Raw genomic sequence first — 19,670 nt, forward strand, 5'->3', positions numbered from 1 at the left:
ACCAACAGTCAACAAACGTGAATTTACTGGAATTAACCCATGATCCAGTCGAAGCGGCCCGGGCAGCCCGCCTAGTCTACGTGAGCGATACCATGCCGGGCATTAGCCGTCATCGTACCCATAGTCAATTTAAATACTTCGATCAGCAAGGCAATGAAGTAGACGACCCCCAAACGCTAACTCGCATTCGCAGTATGATTCTGCCGCCCGCTTGGGAGAACGTCTGGATCAGCCCCAAAATGAACAGCCACTTGCAGGCAACGGGCATCGACACAAAAAACAGGAAACAATATCGCTATCATCCTAAGTGGAATGCAATTCGGAGCCAGACGAAATTCTTTCGGATGGTTGCTTTCGGGGAAGCCTTACCTCTGCTTCGGACGCGGTTGGACAAAGATCTTAAAGCCCGTGAACTATCCCGTGAAAAAGTGATAGCCATTGCGCTGAGTGTGATGGAACAAACGCTGATTCGGGTTGGTAATGCGGCTTATGAGAAAGAATATGGTTCCTACGGCCTGACGACCTTAAAAGACCGACACGTAAAACTGGAAGGCCCCGAGGTTCGATTCAGCTTTAAAGGTAAAAAGGGTATTTATCACGATATTACCCTTCACGATCGTCGGTTATCCCGCTTGGTGAAGGCCTGTCGCGATATTCCCGGTAAAGAATTATTCCAGTATATTAACGCAAACGACGACCGACACCCTATAGATTCCGGCATGGTTAATACCTATTTGCGCGAAACAATGGGTGAGGATTTCTCAGCGAAGGACTTTCGCACGTGGGCCGGGACCGTAAACGCCCTTAGACTTCTGGCCGAACTAGCCCCCTGTGATGCTGAAAAGGAGTTGAAAAAGAATGTGAATACAGTTTTAGACGAGGTATCTCATCAGTTAGGTAATACCCGGACAGTTTGCCGAAAGCACTACGTGCATCCGCAGATTCTGGAAGCCTACGAGTGTCAGGACTTGAACCCATACATTAAGCAAAAAGTCCGCTTTCAGCAAACAAGTCCGCATGGACTCGATGGTATCGAGAAACTATTGCTGAAATTTCTGAAAGATCAGGTGAAGAAGACGGTTAAGTCAGCGAAGTGAGTTGCTTTTCTTGGTCTCCTGTGAATTATCCTTACGAATTTTAATACCTCGCTTTGAGGCCCATTCTTCGGCTTTGGCCGTTGCAATAGCAATGGCTCGTTGCTCCTCTGTTCCGTCGGCGAGTAGGGCGTTGGCAATATCGATAGCTTTATTCCGAACCGGAGCCATGAAATTCTTCAACGAGGCTGGGTAATCCTTCTTATTCCAAGGCATATGAGTTGAGCAGTAAACAGTTATCAACAAATTATCAGCTAAATAACCTTGTTTGTTGATAACTGTTTATTACCAATTACTTACGGGCCAAGTTCACGGGTAATTGTACTACTTAACCGTAACAGTTCAATTTCGGCAGCCTTAGCATTGTATTCAGCTTCAATCAGGCGATTTTGCGCATCGATAGCATTACTCTGCACATCCCGAAACTCAACGAAGGTAGAGTTCCCAATCCGGTAGCGGTCATAGGCAATATCGACGTTCTGATTAGCTAGCTGATTATTCAGAACTTCGAGATTTAGCAAATTAAGATTGTTCAGGTACTGCGAATACGTTTGTTCCAAAGCGGTCTGTAACACAATACGTTGATTAGCTTCCTGATATTCGGCAATCACGGAGTTGGCTCGAGCGACTTGGTTAAGACGTCTTTGATTAAACCCATTAAAGATTGGAACCGCAGCCTGAAGGTTATATAAAAGGGTTGTATTCTTAGCCGATCTAACACCAAACCCATTCTGATTATCAATGGATGTATAGTTGTAACCACTCTGAAAACTTACGGTTGGCAACTGCTGCGATTTGGCTAGTTTAATATTCAAATCAGCTATATGCCGGTTCAGAACAGCCGATATTAGCAAGGGGTTGTTACTAGATAATGATTGCCTGAGTTGATCAAGGACTAGATCAGTACGGGCAACCATCGTATCACGCACCGCGAATTCGGTATTTGAGTCCCGTACCAGTAATTGATTCAGGCCAATTTTAGCAGCTTGTAAACTTTGGGTCTGGCTCAGCAAAGCCGAACTGTCCGTGTTATAGTCTACTTGGGCACTTAAGAAATCGACTTTCGAGCGTGTGCCTACTTCATAAGAATCCCGGGCCAGTTCTAGTCTGTCGCGCGAAATATCTAATGCCTGGCGTAACGTTAGCAAATGCTGTACCTGCCGAACTACATTATAATAAGCGGTGGCTACGTTAGCTAATGTCTGCTCGACATTGGCACGGGTAGTAACCTCGGCAATACGGGTTTGTTCGTTAAGCTGGTCGTACAGGATGAACATACCAAGCCCGTTGAAGAGTGTCCAGTTAAAATTGACACCAGCTACGGTATTAATGTTCAGTACGCCAGATGCATTGGTTGGCGCCTGTGTCGAAAAATAATCCTGCTGTAAATTTTGTCTACTATTATTTTTACTAAGATTGCCTGTCACTACAGGTAAGAAACCGGCATTGCCATAGGTGGCATTATAGTGAGAAATCTGTTCCTGAGTGCGGGCAATCCGAATCTGGTAGTTTTTCTCTAGCGCCATGGCAACGACCTGTGGTAGGGTTACTATTTCGCCTTGTTGCACGACATATGCATTTCGTTGGGCACGTTGTAATGGGTTTTTATAGGCTTGGGCAAAGACCGTAAAAGGAAAAAGAATAAAGAGAATCCAACTGCTGAGCTTCATTGAATTAAGGTTAACAAGGACGATTAGGACAAAAATACGAGAATCTGCGATTAGCTGGTTGGCTTATTAACTTTCTTCTAAATTGCAGCTTTTCCAATAATCCATTATGAAACGTCTTTTACTGCTATTTCCGGCTTTACTGACTCTACTATCAGGCTGTTCATCCAAAAAGAAAGCCGATTTATTTGTCAAAAATGCCCATGTCTATACCGCCGATTCCAGCTTCTCTGTCGCCGATGCGTTTGTTATTAAAGATGGAAAATTTCTGGCCGTCGGGTCGGCAAAAACACTGGCTAATGAATACGAAGCCGATAGTACAGTCGATTTAGGCGGTCAACCCGTTTATCCTGGCTTTTATGATCCTCATTCCCACTTTCTGGGTTTAGGGCAAGTGCTTAGTCAAGCCGATCTGGTGGGAGCAACCTCGTATAATGAAGTTATCGAACGCCTAAAAGCCTTTTATCAGAAACACCCGGACGTATTGTGGCTCACTGGCCGGGGATGGGATCAAAACGACTGGGACGAAAAGACATTTCCAACAAAAGAGAAACTCGACGCGGCTTTTCCAAATATTCCTGTCGCCCTAATGCGGGTTGATGGCCATGCGCTGTTTGTTAATTCTAAGGCTCTACGGCTGGCCCAGGTTACGGCTGGCTCAAAATTGCCGGGTGGCGAAGTGATCTTAAAAAATGGTCAGCCGACTGGGGTCTTGGTGGATAATGCCATGCAACTAATCAAGCGAGTATTGCCCCAACCCGACCTGAACGACAAAGCCAACATGTTGCTGGCCGCTCAGAAAGTTTGCCTATCGCTGGGCCTAACGACTATATCAGACGCGGGGATTAGCCCCGATGAGATTAACCTGATCGACAGTCTACAAAAGGCGAACAAATTAAAAATTCGCGATTATGCCATGATCAGTCTTGGTGAGCCAAACCTGAATTATTTCCTAAAACGCGGCCCTTTCCAAACCGACCGGCTTACGGTGAAAGCCTTTAAACTCTATGCTGATGGTGCGTTGGGCTCTCGCGGAGCTTGCCTAAGACGGCCCTACAGCGACCGCCCCGAAACCGGTGGATTCCTGCTACTCGGTCCAGCCGAACTGGAACGGGTAACGAAGTTGCTGTATGCATCAAACTTTCAGGCCAATACACACTGCATCGGCGATTCAGCGAATCATCTCATGCTCGACCTCTACGGAAAATTATTGAAGGGTCACAACGACCGGCGCTGGCGCATCGAACATGCGCAAGTTGTATCGCCAGATGATTTCTGGAAGTTTGGCAAATATTCAATTATTCCGTCGGTTCAGCCAACGCATGCCACGTCAGATATGTACTGGGCCACCGACCGACTGGGACCAATTCGGGTTAAAGGCGCGTATGCGTTTAAGGATCTAATGAAGCAAAATGGACTGATCGCGTTTGGCAGCGATTTTCCGGTCGAAGCGGTTAATCCACTTTTCGGTTTCCACTCAGCCGTAGCCCGTCAAGACGCAAAAAATTTCCCATCGGGTGGTTATCAGATGGAAAACGCCGTTGATCGAAAGTCAGCTCTGCTAGCTATGACTCGTTGGGCAGCCTATGCCTGTTTTGAGGATCATCTTCGCGGCAGTATTGCTCCTGGCAAACAAGCCGATTTCGTCATATTAGACCGCGATATTATGACGGTACCCAACCCAAAAATACGCCAGACAAAGGTGAACCAGACCTGGATTGGTGGAGAGCGTGTATACTAGTTAAGCCACTTCCAACACCTGATACGTTACTTTATTAAACGTAACAGAATTGCCTGCTCTATGGCCTCCTAACAACGTTCCTATAGGCGAAGCAGCTGAAATTGCGAAATAATCGCTACCATCGAGTGCAAGTTTACCAGCACTGATGCTGATAAAAAAAGAACCTCGGTTTGTAGTGACTAAACTTCCCGGCTGAATGATTTCGTACGTCTTGTCGATGTTCAGCCGGGTTAATTCCTGCTCCAGTTTCTTGGCTTCTGCCAATAGTTGAGCGTGTCGATCACGTTCAAGTTGGGCCATTGCCCGACCAGTTTCGTATTTATCACCCGCGCTACTTTTTGACTCTTCATTAGCTGACTCCTGTGCGGCTTCCATAGCCTGTCGGGCAGTAGTGATTCGCTGCTGGACATACGTCTCGCAGAGGGTAAAAAGCGCTGATTTAATTTCCTTGTGTAGATTTATCACGTTATAAATTTCTTTTCCTATCTCTCCTGCCGCAATCTTTACTTAGTACCCCAGGGGTTGTAGACGACTTTTTTGTTCCAATCAACGTCATTGACTCCTTACCGCGAACACACTGTTTAGGGTTATATAAACCATTATTAGTGTCCATAAATTCTTTTCCGAACTACTATAGTACAGATTCCCTCTGTCTGTACAAAATCCACCATTTCAATAGATTTCTCTAAACAACCGCCGTTGCTTTTGGCTTATCCAAAAAGTACAAACTAAAGCGACGTTATGGAAGCAAAAATCCCTCCTCAGCATCAGGATGTCCAGCCGGGCATTGAGGCTGAATTGGACCCACAGCCGAAGGTAATCCGGTATCTTTACAAAGGAGCAAATAAATTAAAAGACAAAGTCGCCCTGATTACGGGTGGAGACAGTGGTATAGGTCGAGCCGTAGCCGTTCATTTTGCACGAGAAGGGGCCGATGTCGCCATTTCCTACACGCCCCGCGAGGAAGTCGATGCGCAGAAAACAAAATCACTTGTTGAAGCGGAAGGCCGTCTGTGTATACTTTTACCGGGTGACCTTCGTCAGGAAGCGTACTGCAGGTACATTGTAGAAACCACAGTTCAGCAACTCGGCAAACTCAATATTCTGGTCAATAACGCGGGTTTACAATTACAACATAAAACCCTTGAAGAGGCCAGTGATGATGATCTGCTGGCAACATACGAAACCAATATCTATTCGTTTTTCCGAGTAACGAAAGCAGCAACTCCGCATTTGCAAAAAGGCGACTGCATTATCAATACTACGTCGATTACGGCGTATCAGGGGCGGGCTGACCTGCTCGAATACTCATCCACGAAAGGAGCGATTATGAGCTTTACGCGGGCATTGTCCAGCAATTTAATTAGCAAAGGAATTCGTGTAAACGCGGTAGCCCCCGGCCCCATCTGGACACCCCTCAACCCTGCTTCAGTTAGTGCAAAAGAAGTGGCAGAGTTTGGCAAAGACGTACCCATGAAACGCCCCGGTCAGCCCAGCGAAGTGGCACCCGCCTACGTGTTTCTGGCCTCCGAAGACGCGTCATACATTACTGGACAAGTACTACATCCCAACGGTGGCACAATAGTAAATGCGTAAAAAATTAGTTCTAAGCGTGGTATCGGGTTTGAGTACCCGATGCTGACATACATGAACCTAGTTAATGTCGGGTTTGAGCACCCAACACCACATTACCACAAACGTTATGGAACAGATGGAAATTGAAACCAAGCCCCAGCATCAAAATGCACAGCCGGGTTTGGAATATGAAATGGATCCTCAACCGATTTATATTCGGGACAACTATCAGGGGGCCGATAAATTAAAAGATAAAGTTGCTGTCATTACGGGTGGTGACAGTGGGATTGGCCGCGCAGTAGCGATTCATTTCGCTCGTGAAGGCGCTGACTTGGCCATTTTGTATCACCCCCGCGAAGAAGAAGATGCGCAGAAAACAAAATCACTTATTGAAGCGGAAGGCCGTCTGTGCCTGCTTATTCCGGGTGATTTAAAGCAGGTTCCCTTTATTCAGGAAGCTGTTGATAAAATCATCAGTACATATAAACGGGTGAATATCCTGGTTAACAACGCGGCCAATCATGTTGAGCAAAAGGAGTTTACCGACATTTCGGATCAGCAAATGCGCGAAACGTTTGAACTGAATATCCTGGCTATATTTCGATTGACCAAGAAAATATTACCCTACATGAATGCGTATGACTGCATCATCAATACAACTTCGGTTGTGTCGTACCGAGGTAGCGAATCGCTGATTGACTATGCATCAACCAAAGGGGCTATCACAGCCTTCACGCGTTCACTATCGCAAAATTTGGTAGAACGCAATATTCGGGTTAACGGTGTTGCACCAGGTCCTATTTGGACACCGCTGATTGTAGCGACTAAATCACTGGAGGAGGTTGAAAAGTTTGGTAAAGACACACCTATGGAACGCCCCGGTCAACCCGCCGAATTAGCACCTGCCTACGTATTTTTGGCCTCCGAAGATGCGTCGTACTTCACGGGTCAGGTTATTCACGTTAACGGTGGAGAGGTAGTGAATTCGTAATGCTTTTGTTTACTCATTAAGTATATTTATAGCCGCTCCGATTTATTGCCGGAGCGGCTTTTTGAATGGAAACAACTGACGCACCTATCCACCAGGCCCCGCTTCATCCAGGCTTGCCTTTCTTTGGCAATACGCTTGCCTTTCTTCGCGACCCGCTGGGCACATTATGTACGCTGCAACGCAATCACGACCGTATTGTGCACCTTCGTATTGGCGGACGACATCAGTATTTGGTCTTTCGTCCTGAAGATACCAAGCATATTTTGCAGGAAAACCACCGTAATTATGGTCGTTCACCCGCCTTTGACGTGCTCAAGATTTTTTTGGGAAATGGCTTACTCACCAGCGATGGCGATTTCTGGCGTCGGCAACGGCGGCTGGCTCAACCCGCCTTTCATCGGCAAAAACTTGCCGCACTGGCACAGACAATGGTGTCTGAAACAGCCGACTGGCTAGACGAACTGAATAGGCAAGACTTAAAAAAGTCAGTCAACGTATCGCAGGCGTTTATGGATGTAACGATGCGTATCGTCTGCAAAACCTTATTCGGATCCGACACAATTGGAAAACTTGATGGTCTTTCAGGTGCCCTGGATAGCCTTAATTATTTGGCGAACAAGCGGATGCTGTCACCGATCCGATTTCCTTATACGTGGCCAACGCCTAATAATTTGCGGTCGAAACGAGCCCGCATGCAGGTCGATTCATTTATTTACGGGCTTATTGACCAACGGCGACAACATCACGAAGCTAAAGATGACTTATTGGGAATGCTGCTGAGTGCCGAAGATGAAGAAACGGGGGAACGGATGTCGAACCAGCAACTACGTGATGAATGTGTAACAATTTTTTCGGCAGGTCACGAAACTACGGCGGTCTCAATGGCCTGGACAATCCATCTGCTCACTAAGCACCCCGACGTACTTGCCCGGTTACAGGCCGAAAGCCAATCTGTATTAGGCGATGCCAGGATTCCAGCACCCGACGCGTTCCGCTCTCTAACTTACACGCTGCAAGTTGTACAGGAATCCTTACGGCTGTACCCGCCCGCCTGGATTCTGAGCCGACGGGCGCACAACGACGACCACATTGGCTCTTATACGATTCCCACTGGAGATACGGCCTTACTTTGTCCCTATCTCCTTCATCGTGACCCGCTAAACTGGCCTGATCCTGAACGCTTCGATCCCGACAGGTTTGCTCCGGGAGGCCCAAAAGAGAATTTGCACTCGTATGCCTACCTCCCTTTTGGCGGGGGGCCACGTTTATGTATCGGCAATCAGTTTGCCCTAATGGAATTGCAGATTTTATTGTCAATGTTCGTACGCAGTTTCAACTTTAAAGCCTTAGCTAATCAGCGTATTATTCCCAAACCACTAATCACATTACGACCCAATCAGCCTATCCGGGTGATTCTATCCTGATCGTGTAATTATACTTTTCGAAGAACTTTTGCATTAGTCCGTTCCACAGTTTTTCGTAAAGTACACCCCATACAGGCGGTTAACCTTTATGAGTTGTAGTCTACGTGAAACATGCTTGCATCTTTCGTAGATGGTATTGACTTTCTGGTCTATATAACCAAACTTAGTCTAACCATTGATGTTCTGATCAATTCACCTTAAAAGCGACACAATGAGACTACAAATGCATGCCGTTAAGTTCACGGCCGATCAAAGCCTGTTAGATTTCATCCAGGCGAAACTTGATAAGTTAGACACCTTCCATGACCGGATTATTAGTGGGGAAGTGTTTTTAAGATTAGAGGGAGCAGACTCTAACAAGGTTAAGGAGAAGATAGTCGAAGTACGACTGATGCTGCCCGGTAAGGAATTATTCGTAAAAGAACATGACAAGAGTTTCGAGAGCGCAACCGATCGTGTGCTGGATGTACTGAAAGATAAGCTTGTTCGGTTCAAGCAAAAACGTAATGACATTTCGAGTCCAGCTATTATGGAAGCGCAATCGCAGGTAGAAGCAGAAGATGAGGTCTATGAGACCGATGAGTTATAACTAATGTGACGCTGTAAAAGCATTGAAGGCCACTCCATCAGGAGTGGCCTTCAATGCTTTTATATCTCTGAAAATGAATTACAGCCCAAATGCAGCTTTTACTTTATCAACAAAATCCAGTTTTTCCCACGTAAACAATTCTACTTCAAGCTCGATAGTATTTCCGTTCGAGCCAAAGGTCTTCTTTACAATCTCGTTCTTGCGGCCCATGTGTCCATAAGCGGCTGTTTCGGAATAGATTGGATTACGTAGTTTGAGCCGTTGCTCAATTGCATAGGGGCGCATATCGAAAAGTTCAGCAACTTTTTCTGCGATGACTCCATCATGCATGTCTACTTTAGATGTACCGTACGTATTTACATACAAGCCACAAGGCTTAGCAACACCAATGGCATAGGAAACCTGCACCAGCACCTGGTCGCAGAGACCGGCAGCTACTAAATTTTTAGCAATATGGCGAGTGGCATACGCGCCAGACCGATCCACTTTCGACGGGTCTTTACCCGAGAAAGCACCACCACCGTGAGCACCCTTGCCACCGTAGGTATCAACAATAATTTTGCGTCCTGTCAAACCGGTATCGCCATGAGGACCACCAATTACGAACTTACCCGTTGGGTTGATATAGTACGTGATATTGTCGGTGAATAAACCACGAAGCTCAGCTTTCTGTCCGGCTTTTACGCGGGGAAGCACGATGTTGATAATGTCTTCTTTGATTTTTTTCAACATCGTTTCGTCATCGGCGAAATCATCGTGCTGAGTCGAAACCACAATGGTATCAATACGAATAGGCTGATCATCGTCAGAATATTCAATCGTCACCTGCGATTTGGCATCAGGCCGTAGATACGGCATCAGCTCGATTTCGTTATTACGAATTTGCGACATCTCGCGGAGAATGGCATGGGCCAAATCCAGCGGCAACGGCATATAATTGTCCGTTTCGTTGGTAGCATACCCAAACATCATGCCCTGATCGCCCGCACCCTGAGCATTCGCTCTTGTTTCAAAATCCTGGTTTTCAACCTTGCGGTCAACACCTTGATTAATATCTGCTGATTGATCATGAAGAGCCGAGAAAATGCCACACGAATTGGCCTCAAACATGTACTCGCTCTTCGTGTAACCGATTCTACGGATCACCTCGCGCGTAATTTTCTGAACGTCAAGATAGGTATCGGTCTTGATTTCACCAGCCAACACTACCTGACCTGTCGTAACGAGTGTTTCGCAGGCGACTTTACTTTCTGGGTCAAATGCCAGAAAATTATCAATTAAAGCATCGGAAATTTGGTCGGCAACTTTATCGGGGTGTCCCTCGGAAACAGACTCGGAAGTGAAGAGATAAGGCATTACTCTATCTATATAACATAGTTTGAAACCGCAAAGCTACAAGTTTCTGAACAGGGGGCAAGTTATAAGCAGAATCAGGCGCGTATCAACCAGCTATCTTTTTGCGTAGGACATCCAAAAAAGCCCGTAGAAAGGGCGCAAATGGCATAGTGGCAAACAACCGTAATTCATCGACAAAGCGCGTGTCTTCGTCCAAAAATTTAAAGACGCGCCGGGGGTTTTTGGTATAAACTCTCGTGAAAATATCGTCTGCCGGATGACGATGCTTTTCCAGAACGTTCAGAAAGATGCTATCGTAAAGCTTGAATCGCTTTTTGAACCACGGCGTAGAGCGTAAAGGTTTGCCCGTTTGAATCAGATTTTGGACAATACTCTGTAAATATCGCTGCGTCCGTTGAAAAGTGTAACCCGTTGAGGCTTTGGTATAGCCGCCTGATGTGCCAATTCTGACGATGTGTTCAGACGGATTCTCCTGAGTCGATTCATCGGACATCGGGATAACTCCATATTCAGTTTCGCTGACTTTGTAGCCGCCTGTTTCTAAAAAACAACTGATGTATTGATGAAGTTCAGAGTCGTATTCGGCGTCGGACAGGAGTTTTCCGTTAAAAAGGGTAAATTCAACTAAAGCCGTTTTTTCATCAAACGGCAGTACATACACAAATCGGCAATCGCCACATTGATTTACCCGGAAATCCATGATTTCGGGCTGTTCGGGGTTAAAACAGGCCTTCTCAGTCGTAATAACCCAACCCTTGAAATGTTGAAGTAAATTATGGTTTTCGGGCTGATCCAGTTTAAGTAAAAATGTACTATCAAACACATAATCAGCGATGTACGGTTCATCGTCGGCAATTACGAATCCCCCTTGTGGTGTATCTTTAATTCGGTTAATAGTTGCCTGCTTTCGTTCTATAGTTGGGTGTTTCGCCAGTTCACAATGCACGAAATCATAAAAATCAATTCCCCGCAACATCTTGTACTGATAATGCCCCATATCGAGCGAATCAGCATACGTAGTTCCGTGGAAACTGACTCTGCTCCAGGAACGAAAAAGGATAGACTCAAATGGTTTTGCATCATTCAGCCCACGGCCGGATGATTCTTTGTTCCGTTCCCAGAAACACCACGTTCGATCATTAGTAGTTTTGGGATCACGGTCTAAAATTAGAATGCTTCGGTCGCGCAGTGGAGATTGGGTAAAGTAATACGCCAGACTCAACCCTGCCATGCCTCCTCCAGCAATGATGAAGTCATATTTTTTCATGCGGCAAAGAAAAAGTCCGAACCCTCGGCCCGGACTCTCTCCTTTAAGTATCGAATACGCTTAATTGTTTACAAAAGCGTAGTAAAATTAAACATTCACGTGTTTCTCAGCATGATAACTTGACCGGACTAGCGGACCGGACTCGACATACTTCAGCCCTCGTTTCAGACCTTCTTCACGGTATTTGGCAAACGTTTCGGGATGAATCCACTCAATCACTTCGTGGTGCATTTTGGTCGGTTGGAGGTACTGACCCAGCGTTAATATGTCTAGTCCATTTACCACTAAATCATCCATTGCTTTAACGATTTCATCGTAGGTTTCGCCCAAGCCGAGCATAATACCTGACTTCGTCCGCTGACCATAATCCTTCGTCCGACGAATCTGTTCCAGACTTCGGGCATAACGAGCCTGTGGCCGAACGCGCCGGTAGAGACGTTCGACAGTTTCCACATTATGCGAAACAACCTCCTGACCAGCCGAAATCATGCGCTCAAGGGCTTCCCAGTTTCCTTTCGTATCAGGAATCAGCGTTTCAATGGTTGTTGTAGGAGAAGCTTCTTTAATAAGCCGCACAGTTTGGTACCATATTTCGGCTCCCCGGTCTTTCAATTCATCGCGATTTACAGATGTAAGGACCGCGTGTTTAACCTTCATTAGCACAATAGCTTCGGCTACACGCCGGGGCTCGTCGGTGTCATATTCATTAGGGCGGCCCGTTGCAACCGCACAAAACGAGCAACTTCGTGTACAGATATTTCCCAGAATCATAAACGTAGCCGTACCCGCTCCCCAGCACTCACCCATATTTGGGCAGTTTCCACTCTCGCAAATAGTGTGGAGCTTATGCTCATCCACCAACTTACGAACTTTGGCATACTCGGGACCGATGGGTAATTTCACACGCAGCCAATCGGGACGTTTCGGGACGCCTGCCCGGTTACGTTGTTGTTCGGAGGGTATTACAGGTAGTTCAATCATATCACCTCAATCCTTTCCAGCAAAATTCGTTTTTCGGCTGTAAAGTTCACGGTACGGGCATACTGCATGGCAAAGCGTTACGAGTAGCCTATGCTATAGGTTTTTACACTTTACTTAATGCTGGCTGATTTTTATTTCTTGCTCCCAAAAAACAGGGTGATGTAGCCTGATGTGAAGAAACTACGATTACCATCTTCGCGTTTGCCAGCAGGATCTGTATTGGGGATAATAACGATTTTGTTGGGGAAGGCTTCGGCCAGAAAACCAATTTCAACGCCTGTTGTATTGTTTCTGAAAGCACTTAGTTCAAAACTCAGCGCAGCTTTTACGTTCAACCCCACTGTCAGCTTCGACTCACCAATACCCTGAAAAAACCCACCAGCCCCGGTAACTGTCTCTCCAGACGATGTAGCGAACCCATTTACCTGCGAGGCCGGTACGGTACGGGTTTGGTTTCCATAAGCAACTTCAAGATAATAAGGCTTAATAATCCCCAGCGACGGGCCAGCCGCCAGAATAGCACTGATGGCAATACCTTCATCGGCGCTACGCTGAAACAACTTCACCTCACGGCCATATTGGGGGCGCAAAACAAACAAATAGTTTTCTTTACCATCAAGGTAGCCTGAGCCAACATTATTGATGGATGACCGAAGTTCTTTAGGGTGTTTTACATTGACTACCTCAATACTCAGATAGCGGTATTGAGGTAAGCCAAAGAATGAAGTAGACAATTGTTTAGACTGTCGAAATGAGAAACCGCCAACGATACCAGAATTTGTGTTTGTCGTAAGGCCAAACGTAGTTATGGTCGAATAGTTATTATCGTCTTCGGCATCAGATTTTTGAGCCGTAGCGATCTGACTCGATAAAAGCCAGGTGCTTAGCACAAGCCCAAGTAATCCGTATATTGTTCTCATTGTCGTAGAATCCTGAAATAAAAATACTATTTTTTGCTCGTGTTCACAAAATAAGACTTAACTATTAGCGTAACTACTCCATTATTTATATGTTTAACCTCAACAGCAAGAAGTAAACAAGAAGCAATATCTAACGTTTCCCGGTAGTATATCGTATACGAACCGGAAGACTTATTGACTACCAACTAACTTTCAATTTCCCTATGGCAACGATTCACATTGACTACCTTGGCGAGTTACGTACCGATTGCGCCCATTTGCAGTCTGGCACCCATATCAATACAGATGCCCCTACCGATAACCAGGGCCGGGGTGAGGCATTTTCACCAACTGATCTGGTTGCCAATGCTCTTGGTACATGCATTATTACAACAATTGCTATTTTTGCTAAGCGTGATGGTATCGAACTGAAAGGCAGCAAGTTAGATGTTACAAAGATCATGACAACTCAACCACCCCGGCGCATCGCCCGTATTGACATTGATCTAACACTCCACGCAGAAAATATGCCTGATGATGAAACTCGTGCCCGACTGGAAAAAATTGCCCACACCTGTCCGGTAGCCATTAGCCTGCATCCCGATATTGAGCAGGTTGTAAGCATTCGGTGGGAAGAAAGCGTCCTTATTCCCTAATAATCTAGGTGTTGAGCAGTGGTAAATAGTGTAGTCAGACACGCTATTGTCGCTTCTTTTTCCGCTTTTGGCGCCAATACTTTATATCAGCGGTCAGGTTTTCCAGGAAAAATGATGGCCCAACCGACAGGTATAAACCGGTATAGTTGATTCCACTTTCGGCAATATCTTTTTTAAGAATAAATCGGTAGCCTGTCAGTATGTTTAGACCGAACCAGTGTAACGGTCTAAACCAGCGTAAAGTTGGAAACTGATAGGCTGCCGATACACCCACACCCAAGGGCAGAAAAACCCCTCGGGCTACCTCATGGCTGCCAACCTGATCATTATTAATTTCGTAGCGAGAATGACCATAGCCAAACTCAATTGGCATACTCACTTCAAACGATTTTCGACGCAGTAAAAAACGCTCATAATAGACGGTAGCCATACGCAAACGGCGAGTAACAGACTCCGACGTGTTGGGTAATATCCCAGGACGATCGAGATGTTGATTCAAGAAATAAAATCCCGCTCCTGCTTTAAAACTGGCTGATCGCCCACCTTGAAGAGCCGGTCTATCATGACGGGCGGGGAATAAAAAGCCAGCTCTTAAACCATACACACTCACCGCGTACCGACGATTATCAGGGGTGCGAGTGTCATTAAAAAAGAAAAATCGCTGATCGGTTGACGCCGTAAATGTTAATGATTTAGGTTGGGTTTCTTGAGTCTGCGTTGTGTCGACTAGTTTAAACGACGTCTGCTGTGTTGTTTTTGCAAACCCTGACCAACACAATTGTGTCAGTAGAAGTACTATTCCTATTAGCCGTAAGAAGCACGGTTGATACATTCGCCGAATTTGATTTATGTTTTTTTTTATCATACAGATGATAATATAACCGGTAAAGGCAACAATAGTTAAAGCAGGCACCTCAGACACCGGTTTGTGAAACACACAACTCAGTACAAACTGGAAACTTGTTCGGCAGAAATGCCCTTTGAACCATCAGTTATCAGTAAAAAAGCAACCCATCCTCACGTTGACATATAACCTAAAAATGATCATCTATGAGTTGCGTTAATATAAGTTAAATACAAATTCAGTTAATTAATTTTTTTAATTACTACTACTTTTACTACTATATACTGTATTAACTTGACTATATTTTTTTACAAAAAAATCTTCTAGTACTTCTATTAAAGAATAGATTTAAGTAATTTTTTTTCACAAAAAAGGTTGCACCCCCTCATCTACCTAATATTTTCTAAAATCGGCTATTGATTTTCTGGCATTATCAGCCATGTATAAATTTGTTCCATCATTAAATAGTCCATAATTATACCTTATTAGACTACGAAGTTTATCTCTCGATAGCAATCACTACTTAAGAATAAGTAGAAACCCCTATTCCTGACGCTTTGGATTAAACGAAACAGTCATATACCGTGTCTCAAAAGTCATATTCTGTCTACAGCGCTGAGGAGCTTGCCCTTGACGACCTGTTTGTGCGTTGGGTGAAATACCCCAATGACGAAGAGGTAGCATCGTATTGGCAGATATGGCTAGTTAACCACCCGCATCAGGAAGAAACTGTTGAGATAGCCTGTGAGCTTGTCCGTACCGGGAGTCACCCTGCTCTACCCAACTTATCATCCGATGAGATTTCGACTGTATGGGGGCGTATTCGTGAATCCCTCCAGACTATGGAAGACGTGCGGCCTCTTCAAGCTGATGTTCGGGCGGTTGTTGGCTGGTGGTATTTTATCAGGACTGTATTGGCAACCCTTGGCGTGGTTCTACTAATTGGCTGGGCGCTGTGGATGCAATATGGACCAAATCAATCGGTTTGGAGTATCAGTACCTACGCCGACCAAACCCGCCAGATTCGGTTACCCGACAACTCAAGTATGACGCTTTATCCCAACAGCACGGTTCGGTATGCACGTCGGTGGAACGACGAAACTCCGCGGGCGGTGTGGTTAAAAGGAGGAGCCGATTTTTCTATTACCCACCGGAATGATACCTCGTCAGCGCGTCTGTTCAGGGTACATACGGCTGGTCTCACCATCGAAGCAGTGGGCACCACGTTTCAGGTGCGGCAGCGGCTTAAAGGTACGTGTGTGGCCTTAACGTCCGGGCAGGTGAATTTACTCTTGAAACATCAAAATCCTATACACCTTAAGCCTGGTGACTCCATTGAGGTGGCAACCGGTTCGGCGAAGTCTTTACCTTAATTATTGCCCCAATCTAATCTAATTTATTATGCAGAAGACAATTACCCAACCACCACGATACTCGTGGTTGCCTCTGCTTGGCCTAACAGCACTCGTGCTAGTTGGTCAACCAGCATTCAGTGCGCCACTACTACACCCCGCAACGGCCAGCGTAAAGCTAAATCAGGATCGCACCATTACGGGTCGTGTACTCTCATCCGATGATAATAGTGCTTTGCCCGGTGTAAACGTAGCAGTTAAAGGGTCTACGCGAGGCACAACTACCGATGCTTCGGGGCGGTATCAGATCGCCATTCCAGATGGTCAGGCTATTCTGGTATTTTCATCAGTTGGATTCATCTCGCAGGAGATTACCGCAGGAAACCGCTCTTCGATCGACGTAACGATTTTAGCTGATACCCGCGCCCTGAATGAAGTCGTCGTTGTCGGATACGGAACGCAGAGAAAGAGCCAGTTAACAGGGGCTATTTCATCAGTTACACCAAGGCAGATTACTGAGCAACCTATTGCTAATATTGGTCAGGCGATGCAGGGCAGGGTAGCTGGGGTCGACGTAGCTCAATCGGGCAGCAAGCCCGGCTCTACACCAACCATAAGGATCCGGGGTCGGCGCTCCTTCAATGCGGGCAATAATCCATTATACGTTGTGGATGGAATTCCACTCACCGGCGATCGGAACGAACTGAGCAATAACCGGCCATTCGATTTTGTAACGGGGGGATATGAAGATCTCAACCCTAATGATGTAGCCTCACTGGAAATTCTAAAAGACGCTACAGCAACGGCAATTTATGGTGCCAGAGGTGCAAATGGCGTGGTACTGGTAACAACCAAACGGGGCAACAACAACGGAAAAACGACTGTTAGCTATGATGCCTACGCGGGCGTAACGAATCCGCTGGATAAAGTTCACCTGTTTAGTGGTCCAGAATTTGCTGAATATGTACGGGAAGCCTACCGGTCTACCAATGAATATAAGGACGCAAATGGAAACCCTGTTCCTACAGGTGTAGCGGATGCTTACGCAGACGCCCACGTTTCGCCTTTAGGGGGAGACCCTGCTGTAGCCGCCGGTATTGCCGCCAATAGAAACACCGATTATCAATCATTAATCCTTAGACAGGGGTTTCAGCAAAATCACTCACTTGGTATTCAGGGCGGTAATGAAAAAACGCAGTTCTACATTTCCGTAGGCTATTTTCAGGACAAAGGCATTAATCCTGGCCTGGATTACTCGCGTTATTCAGTCCGGGCCAACATTGACCATCAAATCAATAAGGTAATTAAGGTAGGCATTTCTTCCTATATGATGCATAGCGTCCGGAACGGAGCTGGTCTTAATCCATACGGCTTCACGCTTCAGCAAAACCCGCTTGGCAGGCCCTACGACGATAATGGTAACATCATCTTCTCTCCTACCAACGACGCCCTGCTGACGAATCCATTGGCAGAAATTGTACCCGGTGCTCAGGTAGACAATATTAAAAAGTACCGCATCTTCAACAGTATTTACGCAGAAGCCAACATTTTAGACGGCTTAAAATACCGCGCTGTTTTTGGTCCGGATTTCTCTATATCACAGTCGGGACGCTTTACTGGCTCCCAAACGAACGACCGCAAGGGGGGTGACCCAACAGCGTCTAACAATAATCAAGTTGGATTCAATTACACCCTGGAAAACATCCTGACATATAATAAGACGTTCGGCAACCACAATTTGGGCGTAACGGCTTTACAATCCATTCAGCGGGATAATTTTCAATACAGTAATCTTTCTGTACAAGGTGTTCCCGCCGAAACACAACAGTATAATAATGTGGGCAATGCCAGCTTGGTGTTGGGCGTAGGTAGTAATCTGATTCAATGGACGATTAATTCGTTTATGGGTCGGATCAATTATGATTACAAGGATAAATACCTGATAACCGCAACACTTCGACGAGATGGATCAAGCCGTTTCGGTGAAAATTTCAAGTATGGTAACTTCCCAGGTATTGCTCTGGCCTGGAACATAAACAATGAAGAATTCTTGAAAAGCGTTTCCTGGCTTGATCAGTTGAAACTGCGCGTAAGCCGGGGTTCTGTGGGTAATCAGGGGGTTGTTCCTTATCAAACGCAAGGGCTGCTAAGCCGGACTGTTTATGCCTGGAATAATACGGCAGCTTATGGGTATCGCCCTGGTACCATTGGCAATCCTGATTTGAAATGGGAAACGTCAACGTCATCAAATATCGGGGTAGATTTTAGTCTGTGGCGAGGTCGGGTAGCCGGTTCGATCGAACTCTATCAAACAAACACAACTAACCTGCTGCTGTCCGACCAATTGCCAACATCTATTGGCTTTAACGCCGTAACCAAGAACGTTGGTGAAACCCGTAACCGGGGTATTGAAATAAGCTTATCGACCGTTAACATAAATTCAAAAGGTGGCTTTAAATGGACAACTGATTTTGCCTTTACCAAAAACAATGAAGCCATTGTTTCGCTGTATAATGGTGCCGTTGATGACCTCGGCAACAAGTGGTTTATCGGAAAACCGTTGACCGCTTATTTTGATTATAAGAAAGCAGGTATCTGGCAGACAAGTGAAGCCGATGCAGCTAAATCATACCAAAGTGGTGTCGGGCAAATTAAAATTCAGGATACGGATAATGACGGCAAAATTACGGCTAATGACCGGGTCTTCTTGGGCTCGGATATCCCAACGTTCAGCGCTGGCATTACAAACCGATTCTCCTACAAAGGGTTCGATCTATCGTTCTTCGTATATGGTCGCTTTGGTCAAACAATTCTGAGCGGCTTTCACCGGGACAATAACCAATTGGCAGGTCGGTATCAGCAAATCAAAGTGGATTACTGGACACCCAATAATCCAACCAACGAATTCCCACGGCCCAACCACAATCAGGAATTCCCTGTCAATAACTCAGCCTTGTTTTACTTCGATGGTACGTTCGTGAAAGTTCGTAATATCAATTTTGGGTACACATTCTCATCCAAAATAACCCAGAAGATAGGCATGCAATCGTTGCGTTTGTTCACCAGTATTCAGCAGCCGTTCATCTTCTCGACGTACCGGTCGAAGTATAACGGGGTCGATCCGGAAACAGCCGATGGCACGATCAATAATAATGTTACACCCGCTACCCGGATAACGACCTTTGGTTTAAATGTTAAATTCTAGGCACATAAATAATTGGCGTTTTGTGCGGA

The 19,670-nt window shown here is 45.8% G+C and carries 17 protein-coding genes; 9 read left to right on the plus strand and 8 right to left on the minus strand.

What is annotated here, in order from left to right; all coding sequences use genetic code 11:
- Positions 1 to 17 precede the first annotated feature (17 nt).
- A complete protein-coding gene (locus ACFS25_RS23895; RefSeq protein WP_381506026.1) occupies positions 18 to 1,097 on the plus strand; it encodes a DNA topoisomerase IB in 1,080 nt (359 codons plus the stop codon).
- Here ACFS25_RS23895 and ACFS25_RS23900 read toward each other — a convergent pair.
- A complete protein-coding gene (locus tag ACFS25_RS23900) occupies positions 1,086 to 1,310 on the minus strand; it encodes a DUF2188 domain-containing protein (RefSeq protein WP_381506028.1) in 225 nt (74 codons plus the stop codon). The two genes, ACFS25_RS23895 and ACFS25_RS23900, sit on opposite strands and share 12 nt — an antisense overlap.
- Positions 1,311 to 1,390: 80 nt before the next feature.
- Positions 1,391 to 2,764 (minus strand): TolC family protein, encoded by a 1,374-nt coding sequence (locus ACFS25_RS23905; RefSeq protein ID WP_381506030.1) that lies wholly within the window; start codon positions 2,762 to 2,764, stop codon positions 1,391 to 1,393.
- Between the two features lie 106 nt (positions 2,765 to 2,870).
- Between ACFS25_RS23905 and ACFS25_RS23910 the strand changes: the two genes are divergently transcribed.
- Entirely contained in the window at positions 2,871 to 4,502 is a 1,632-nt protein-coding gene (locus ACFS25_RS23910) for an amidohydrolase (RefSeq protein WP_381506033.1), read from the plus strand.
- Here the strand turns inward: ACFS25_RS23910 and ACFS25_RS23915 are convergent, their stop codons facing one another.
- Positions 4,503 to 4,967: a 3-oxoacyl-ACP synthase gene (locus tag ACFS25_RS23915; RefSeq protein WP_381506036.1), complete on the minus strand. Its 465-nt coding sequence runs from the start codon at positions 4,965 to 4,967 to the stop codon at positions 4,503 to 4,505.
- A 276-nt stretch (positions 4,968 to 5,243) separates the two neighbouring features.
- Between ACFS25_RS23915 and ACFS25_RS23920 the strand changes: the two genes are divergently transcribed.
- The 4 genes from ACFS25_RS23920 (at position 5,244) to ACFS25_RS23935 (ending at position 9,081) form a co-directional block, all read left to right on the plus strand.
- The gene (locus tag ACFS25_RS23920) at positions 5,244 to 6,098 is read left to right on the plus strand and encodes an SDR family oxidoreductase (protein ID WP_381506039.1); all 855 of its coding nucleotides are present in this window, start codon (positions 5,244 to 5,246) and stop codon (positions 6,096 to 6,098) included.
- 106 nt (positions 6,099 to 6,204) lie between these two features.
- Complete coding sequence (locus ACFS25_RS23925; protein WP_381506041.1) at positions 6,205 to 7,068, plus strand: SDR family oxidoreductase; 864 nt, start codon at positions 6,205 to 6,207, stop codon at positions 7,066 to 7,068.
- A gap of 65 nt (positions 7,069 to 7,133) precedes the next feature.
- The gene (locus ACFS25_RS23930) at positions 7,134 to 8,492 is read left to right on the plus strand and encodes a cytochrome P450 (RefSeq protein WP_381506043.1); all 1,359 of its coding nucleotides are present in this window, start codon (positions 7,134 to 7,136) and stop codon (positions 8,490 to 8,492) included.
- A gap of 211 nt (positions 8,493 to 8,703) precedes the next feature.
- The gene (locus ACFS25_RS23935; RefSeq protein WP_381506045.1) at positions 8,704 to 9,081 is read left to right on the plus strand and encodes an HPF/RaiA family ribosome-associated protein; all 378 of its coding nucleotides are present in this window, start codon (positions 8,704 to 8,706) and stop codon (positions 9,079 to 9,081) included.
- Between the two features lie 78 nt (positions 9,082 to 9,159).
- On the opposite strand, the gene metK is transcribed toward ACFS25_RS23935, so the two are convergent.
- The 4 genes from metK to ACFS25_RS23955 all read right to left on the minus strand — a co-directional run bounded on the left by metK (position 9,160) and on the right by ACFS25_RS23955 (position 13,605).
- Complete coding sequence (gene metK, locus ACFS25_RS23940) at positions 9,160 to 10,437, minus strand: methionine adenosyltransferase (protein ID WP_381506048.1); 1,278 nt, start codon at positions 10,435 to 10,437, stop codon at positions 9,160 to 9,162.
- An 85-nt stretch (positions 10,438 to 10,522) separates the two neighbouring features.
- Positions 10,523 to 11,704, minus strand: a complete 1,182-nt coding sequence (locus tag ACFS25_RS23945; protein ID WP_381506050.1) for a lycopene cyclase family protein — start codon at positions 11,702 to 11,704, stop codon at positions 10,523 to 10,525.
- Positions 11,705 to 11,791: 87 nt separating this feature from the next.
- The gene (gene lipA, locus ACFS25_RS23950) at positions 11,792 to 12,685 is read right to left on the minus strand and encodes a lipoyl synthase (protein WP_381506052.1); all 894 of its coding nucleotides are present in this window, start codon (positions 12,683 to 12,685) and stop codon (positions 11,792 to 11,794) included.
- Between the two features lie 131 nt (positions 12,686 to 12,816).
- Positions 12,817 to 13,605 carry a hypothetical protein gene (locus tag ACFS25_RS23955; RefSeq protein WP_381506054.1) on the minus strand — a complete coding sequence of 263 codons (789 nt, stop codon included), beginning with the start codon at positions 13,603 to 13,605 and terminating at the stop codon, positions 12,817 to 12,819.
- Between the two features lie 203 nt (positions 13,606 to 13,808).
- Here ACFS25_RS23955 and ACFS25_RS23960 point away from each other — a divergent pair, with 203 nt between their 5' ends.
- Entirely contained in the window at positions 13,809 to 14,240 is a 432-nt protein-coding gene (locus ACFS25_RS23960; protein ID WP_381506056.1) for an OsmC family protein, read from the plus strand.
- Between the two features lie 43 nt (positions 14,241 to 14,283).
- On the opposite strand, the gene ACFS25_RS23965 is transcribed toward ACFS25_RS23960, so the two are convergent.
- Positions 14,284 to 15,018: a hypothetical protein gene (locus tag ACFS25_RS23965; protein WP_381506058.1), complete on the minus strand. Its 735-nt coding sequence runs from the start codon at positions 15,016 to 15,018 to the stop codon at positions 14,284 to 14,286.
- A 650-nt stretch (positions 15,019 to 15,668) separates the two neighbouring features.
- Between ACFS25_RS23965 and ACFS25_RS23970 the strand changes: the two genes are divergently transcribed.
- Positions 15,669 to 16,457, plus strand: a complete 789-nt coding sequence (locus tag ACFS25_RS23970) for a FecR family protein (protein ID WP_381506061.1) — start codon at positions 15,669 to 15,671, stop codon at positions 16,455 to 16,457.
- Positions 16,458 to 16,485: 28 nt separating this feature from the next.
- Positions 16,486 to 19,641: a SusC/RagA family TonB-linked outer membrane protein gene (locus ACFS25_RS23975; protein WP_381506063.1), complete on the plus strand. Its 3,156-nt coding sequence runs from the start codon at positions 16,486 to 16,488 to the stop codon at positions 19,639 to 19,641.
- Positions 19,642 to 19,670 lie beyond the last annotated feature (29 nt).

Source organism: Spirosoma flavum (genome assembly GCF_042686045.1).
Taxonomy (GTDB): Bacteria; Bacteroidota; Bacteroidia; order Cytophagales; family Spirosomataceae; genus Spirosoma; species Spirosoma flavum.

Coding starts and splice junctions, on each gene's coding strand:
- ACFS25_RS23900 (WP_381506028.1), bottom strand. CDS start 1,310: ATGCCTTGGAATAAGAAGGATTACCCAGCCTCGTTGAAGAATTTCATG.
- ACFS25_RS23905 (WP_381506030.1), bottom strand. CDS start 2,764: ATGAAGCTCAGCAGTTGGATTCTCTTTATTCTTTTTCCTTTTACGGTC.
- ACFS25_RS23910 (WP_381506033.1), top strand. CDS start 2,871: ATGAAACGTCTTTTACTGCTATTTCCGGCTTTACTGACTCTACTATCA.
- ACFS25_RS23920 (WP_381506039.1), top strand. CDS start 5,244: ATGGAAGCAAAAATCCCTCCTCAGCATCAGGATGTCCAGCCGGGCATT.
- ACFS25_RS23925 (WP_381506041.1), top strand. CDS start 6,205: ATGGAACAGATGGAAATTGAAACCAAGCCCCAGCATCAAAATGCACAG.
- ACFS25_RS23930 (WP_381506043.1), top strand. CDS start 7,134: ATGGAAACAACTGACGCACCTATCCACCAGGCCCCGCTTCATCCAGGC.
- ACFS25_RS23935 (WP_381506045.1), top strand. CDS start 8,704: ATGAGACTACAAATGCATGCCGTTAAGTTCACGGCCGATCAAAGCCTG.
- metK (WP_381506048.1), bottom strand. CDS start 10,437: ATGCCTTATCTCTTCACTTCCGAGTCTGTTTCCGAGGGACACCCCGAT.
- ACFS25_RS23945 (WP_381506050.1), bottom strand. CDS start 11,704: ATGAAAAAATATGACTTCATCATTGCTGGAGGAGGCATGGCAGGGTTG.
- lipA (WP_381506052.1), bottom strand. CDS start 12,685: ATGATTGAACTACCTGTAATACCCTCCGAACAACAACGTAACCGGGCA.
- ACFS25_RS23955 (WP_381506054.1), bottom strand. CDS start 13,605: ATGAGAACAATATACGGATTACTTGGGCTTGTGCTAAGCACCTGGCTT.
- ACFS25_RS23960 (WP_381506056.1), top strand. CDS start 13,809: ATGGCAACGATTCACATTGACTACCTTGGCGAGTTACGTACCGATTGC.
- ACFS25_RS23975 (WP_381506063.1), top strand. CDS start 16,486: ATGCAGAAGACAATTACCCAACCACCACGATACTCGTGGTTGCCTCTG.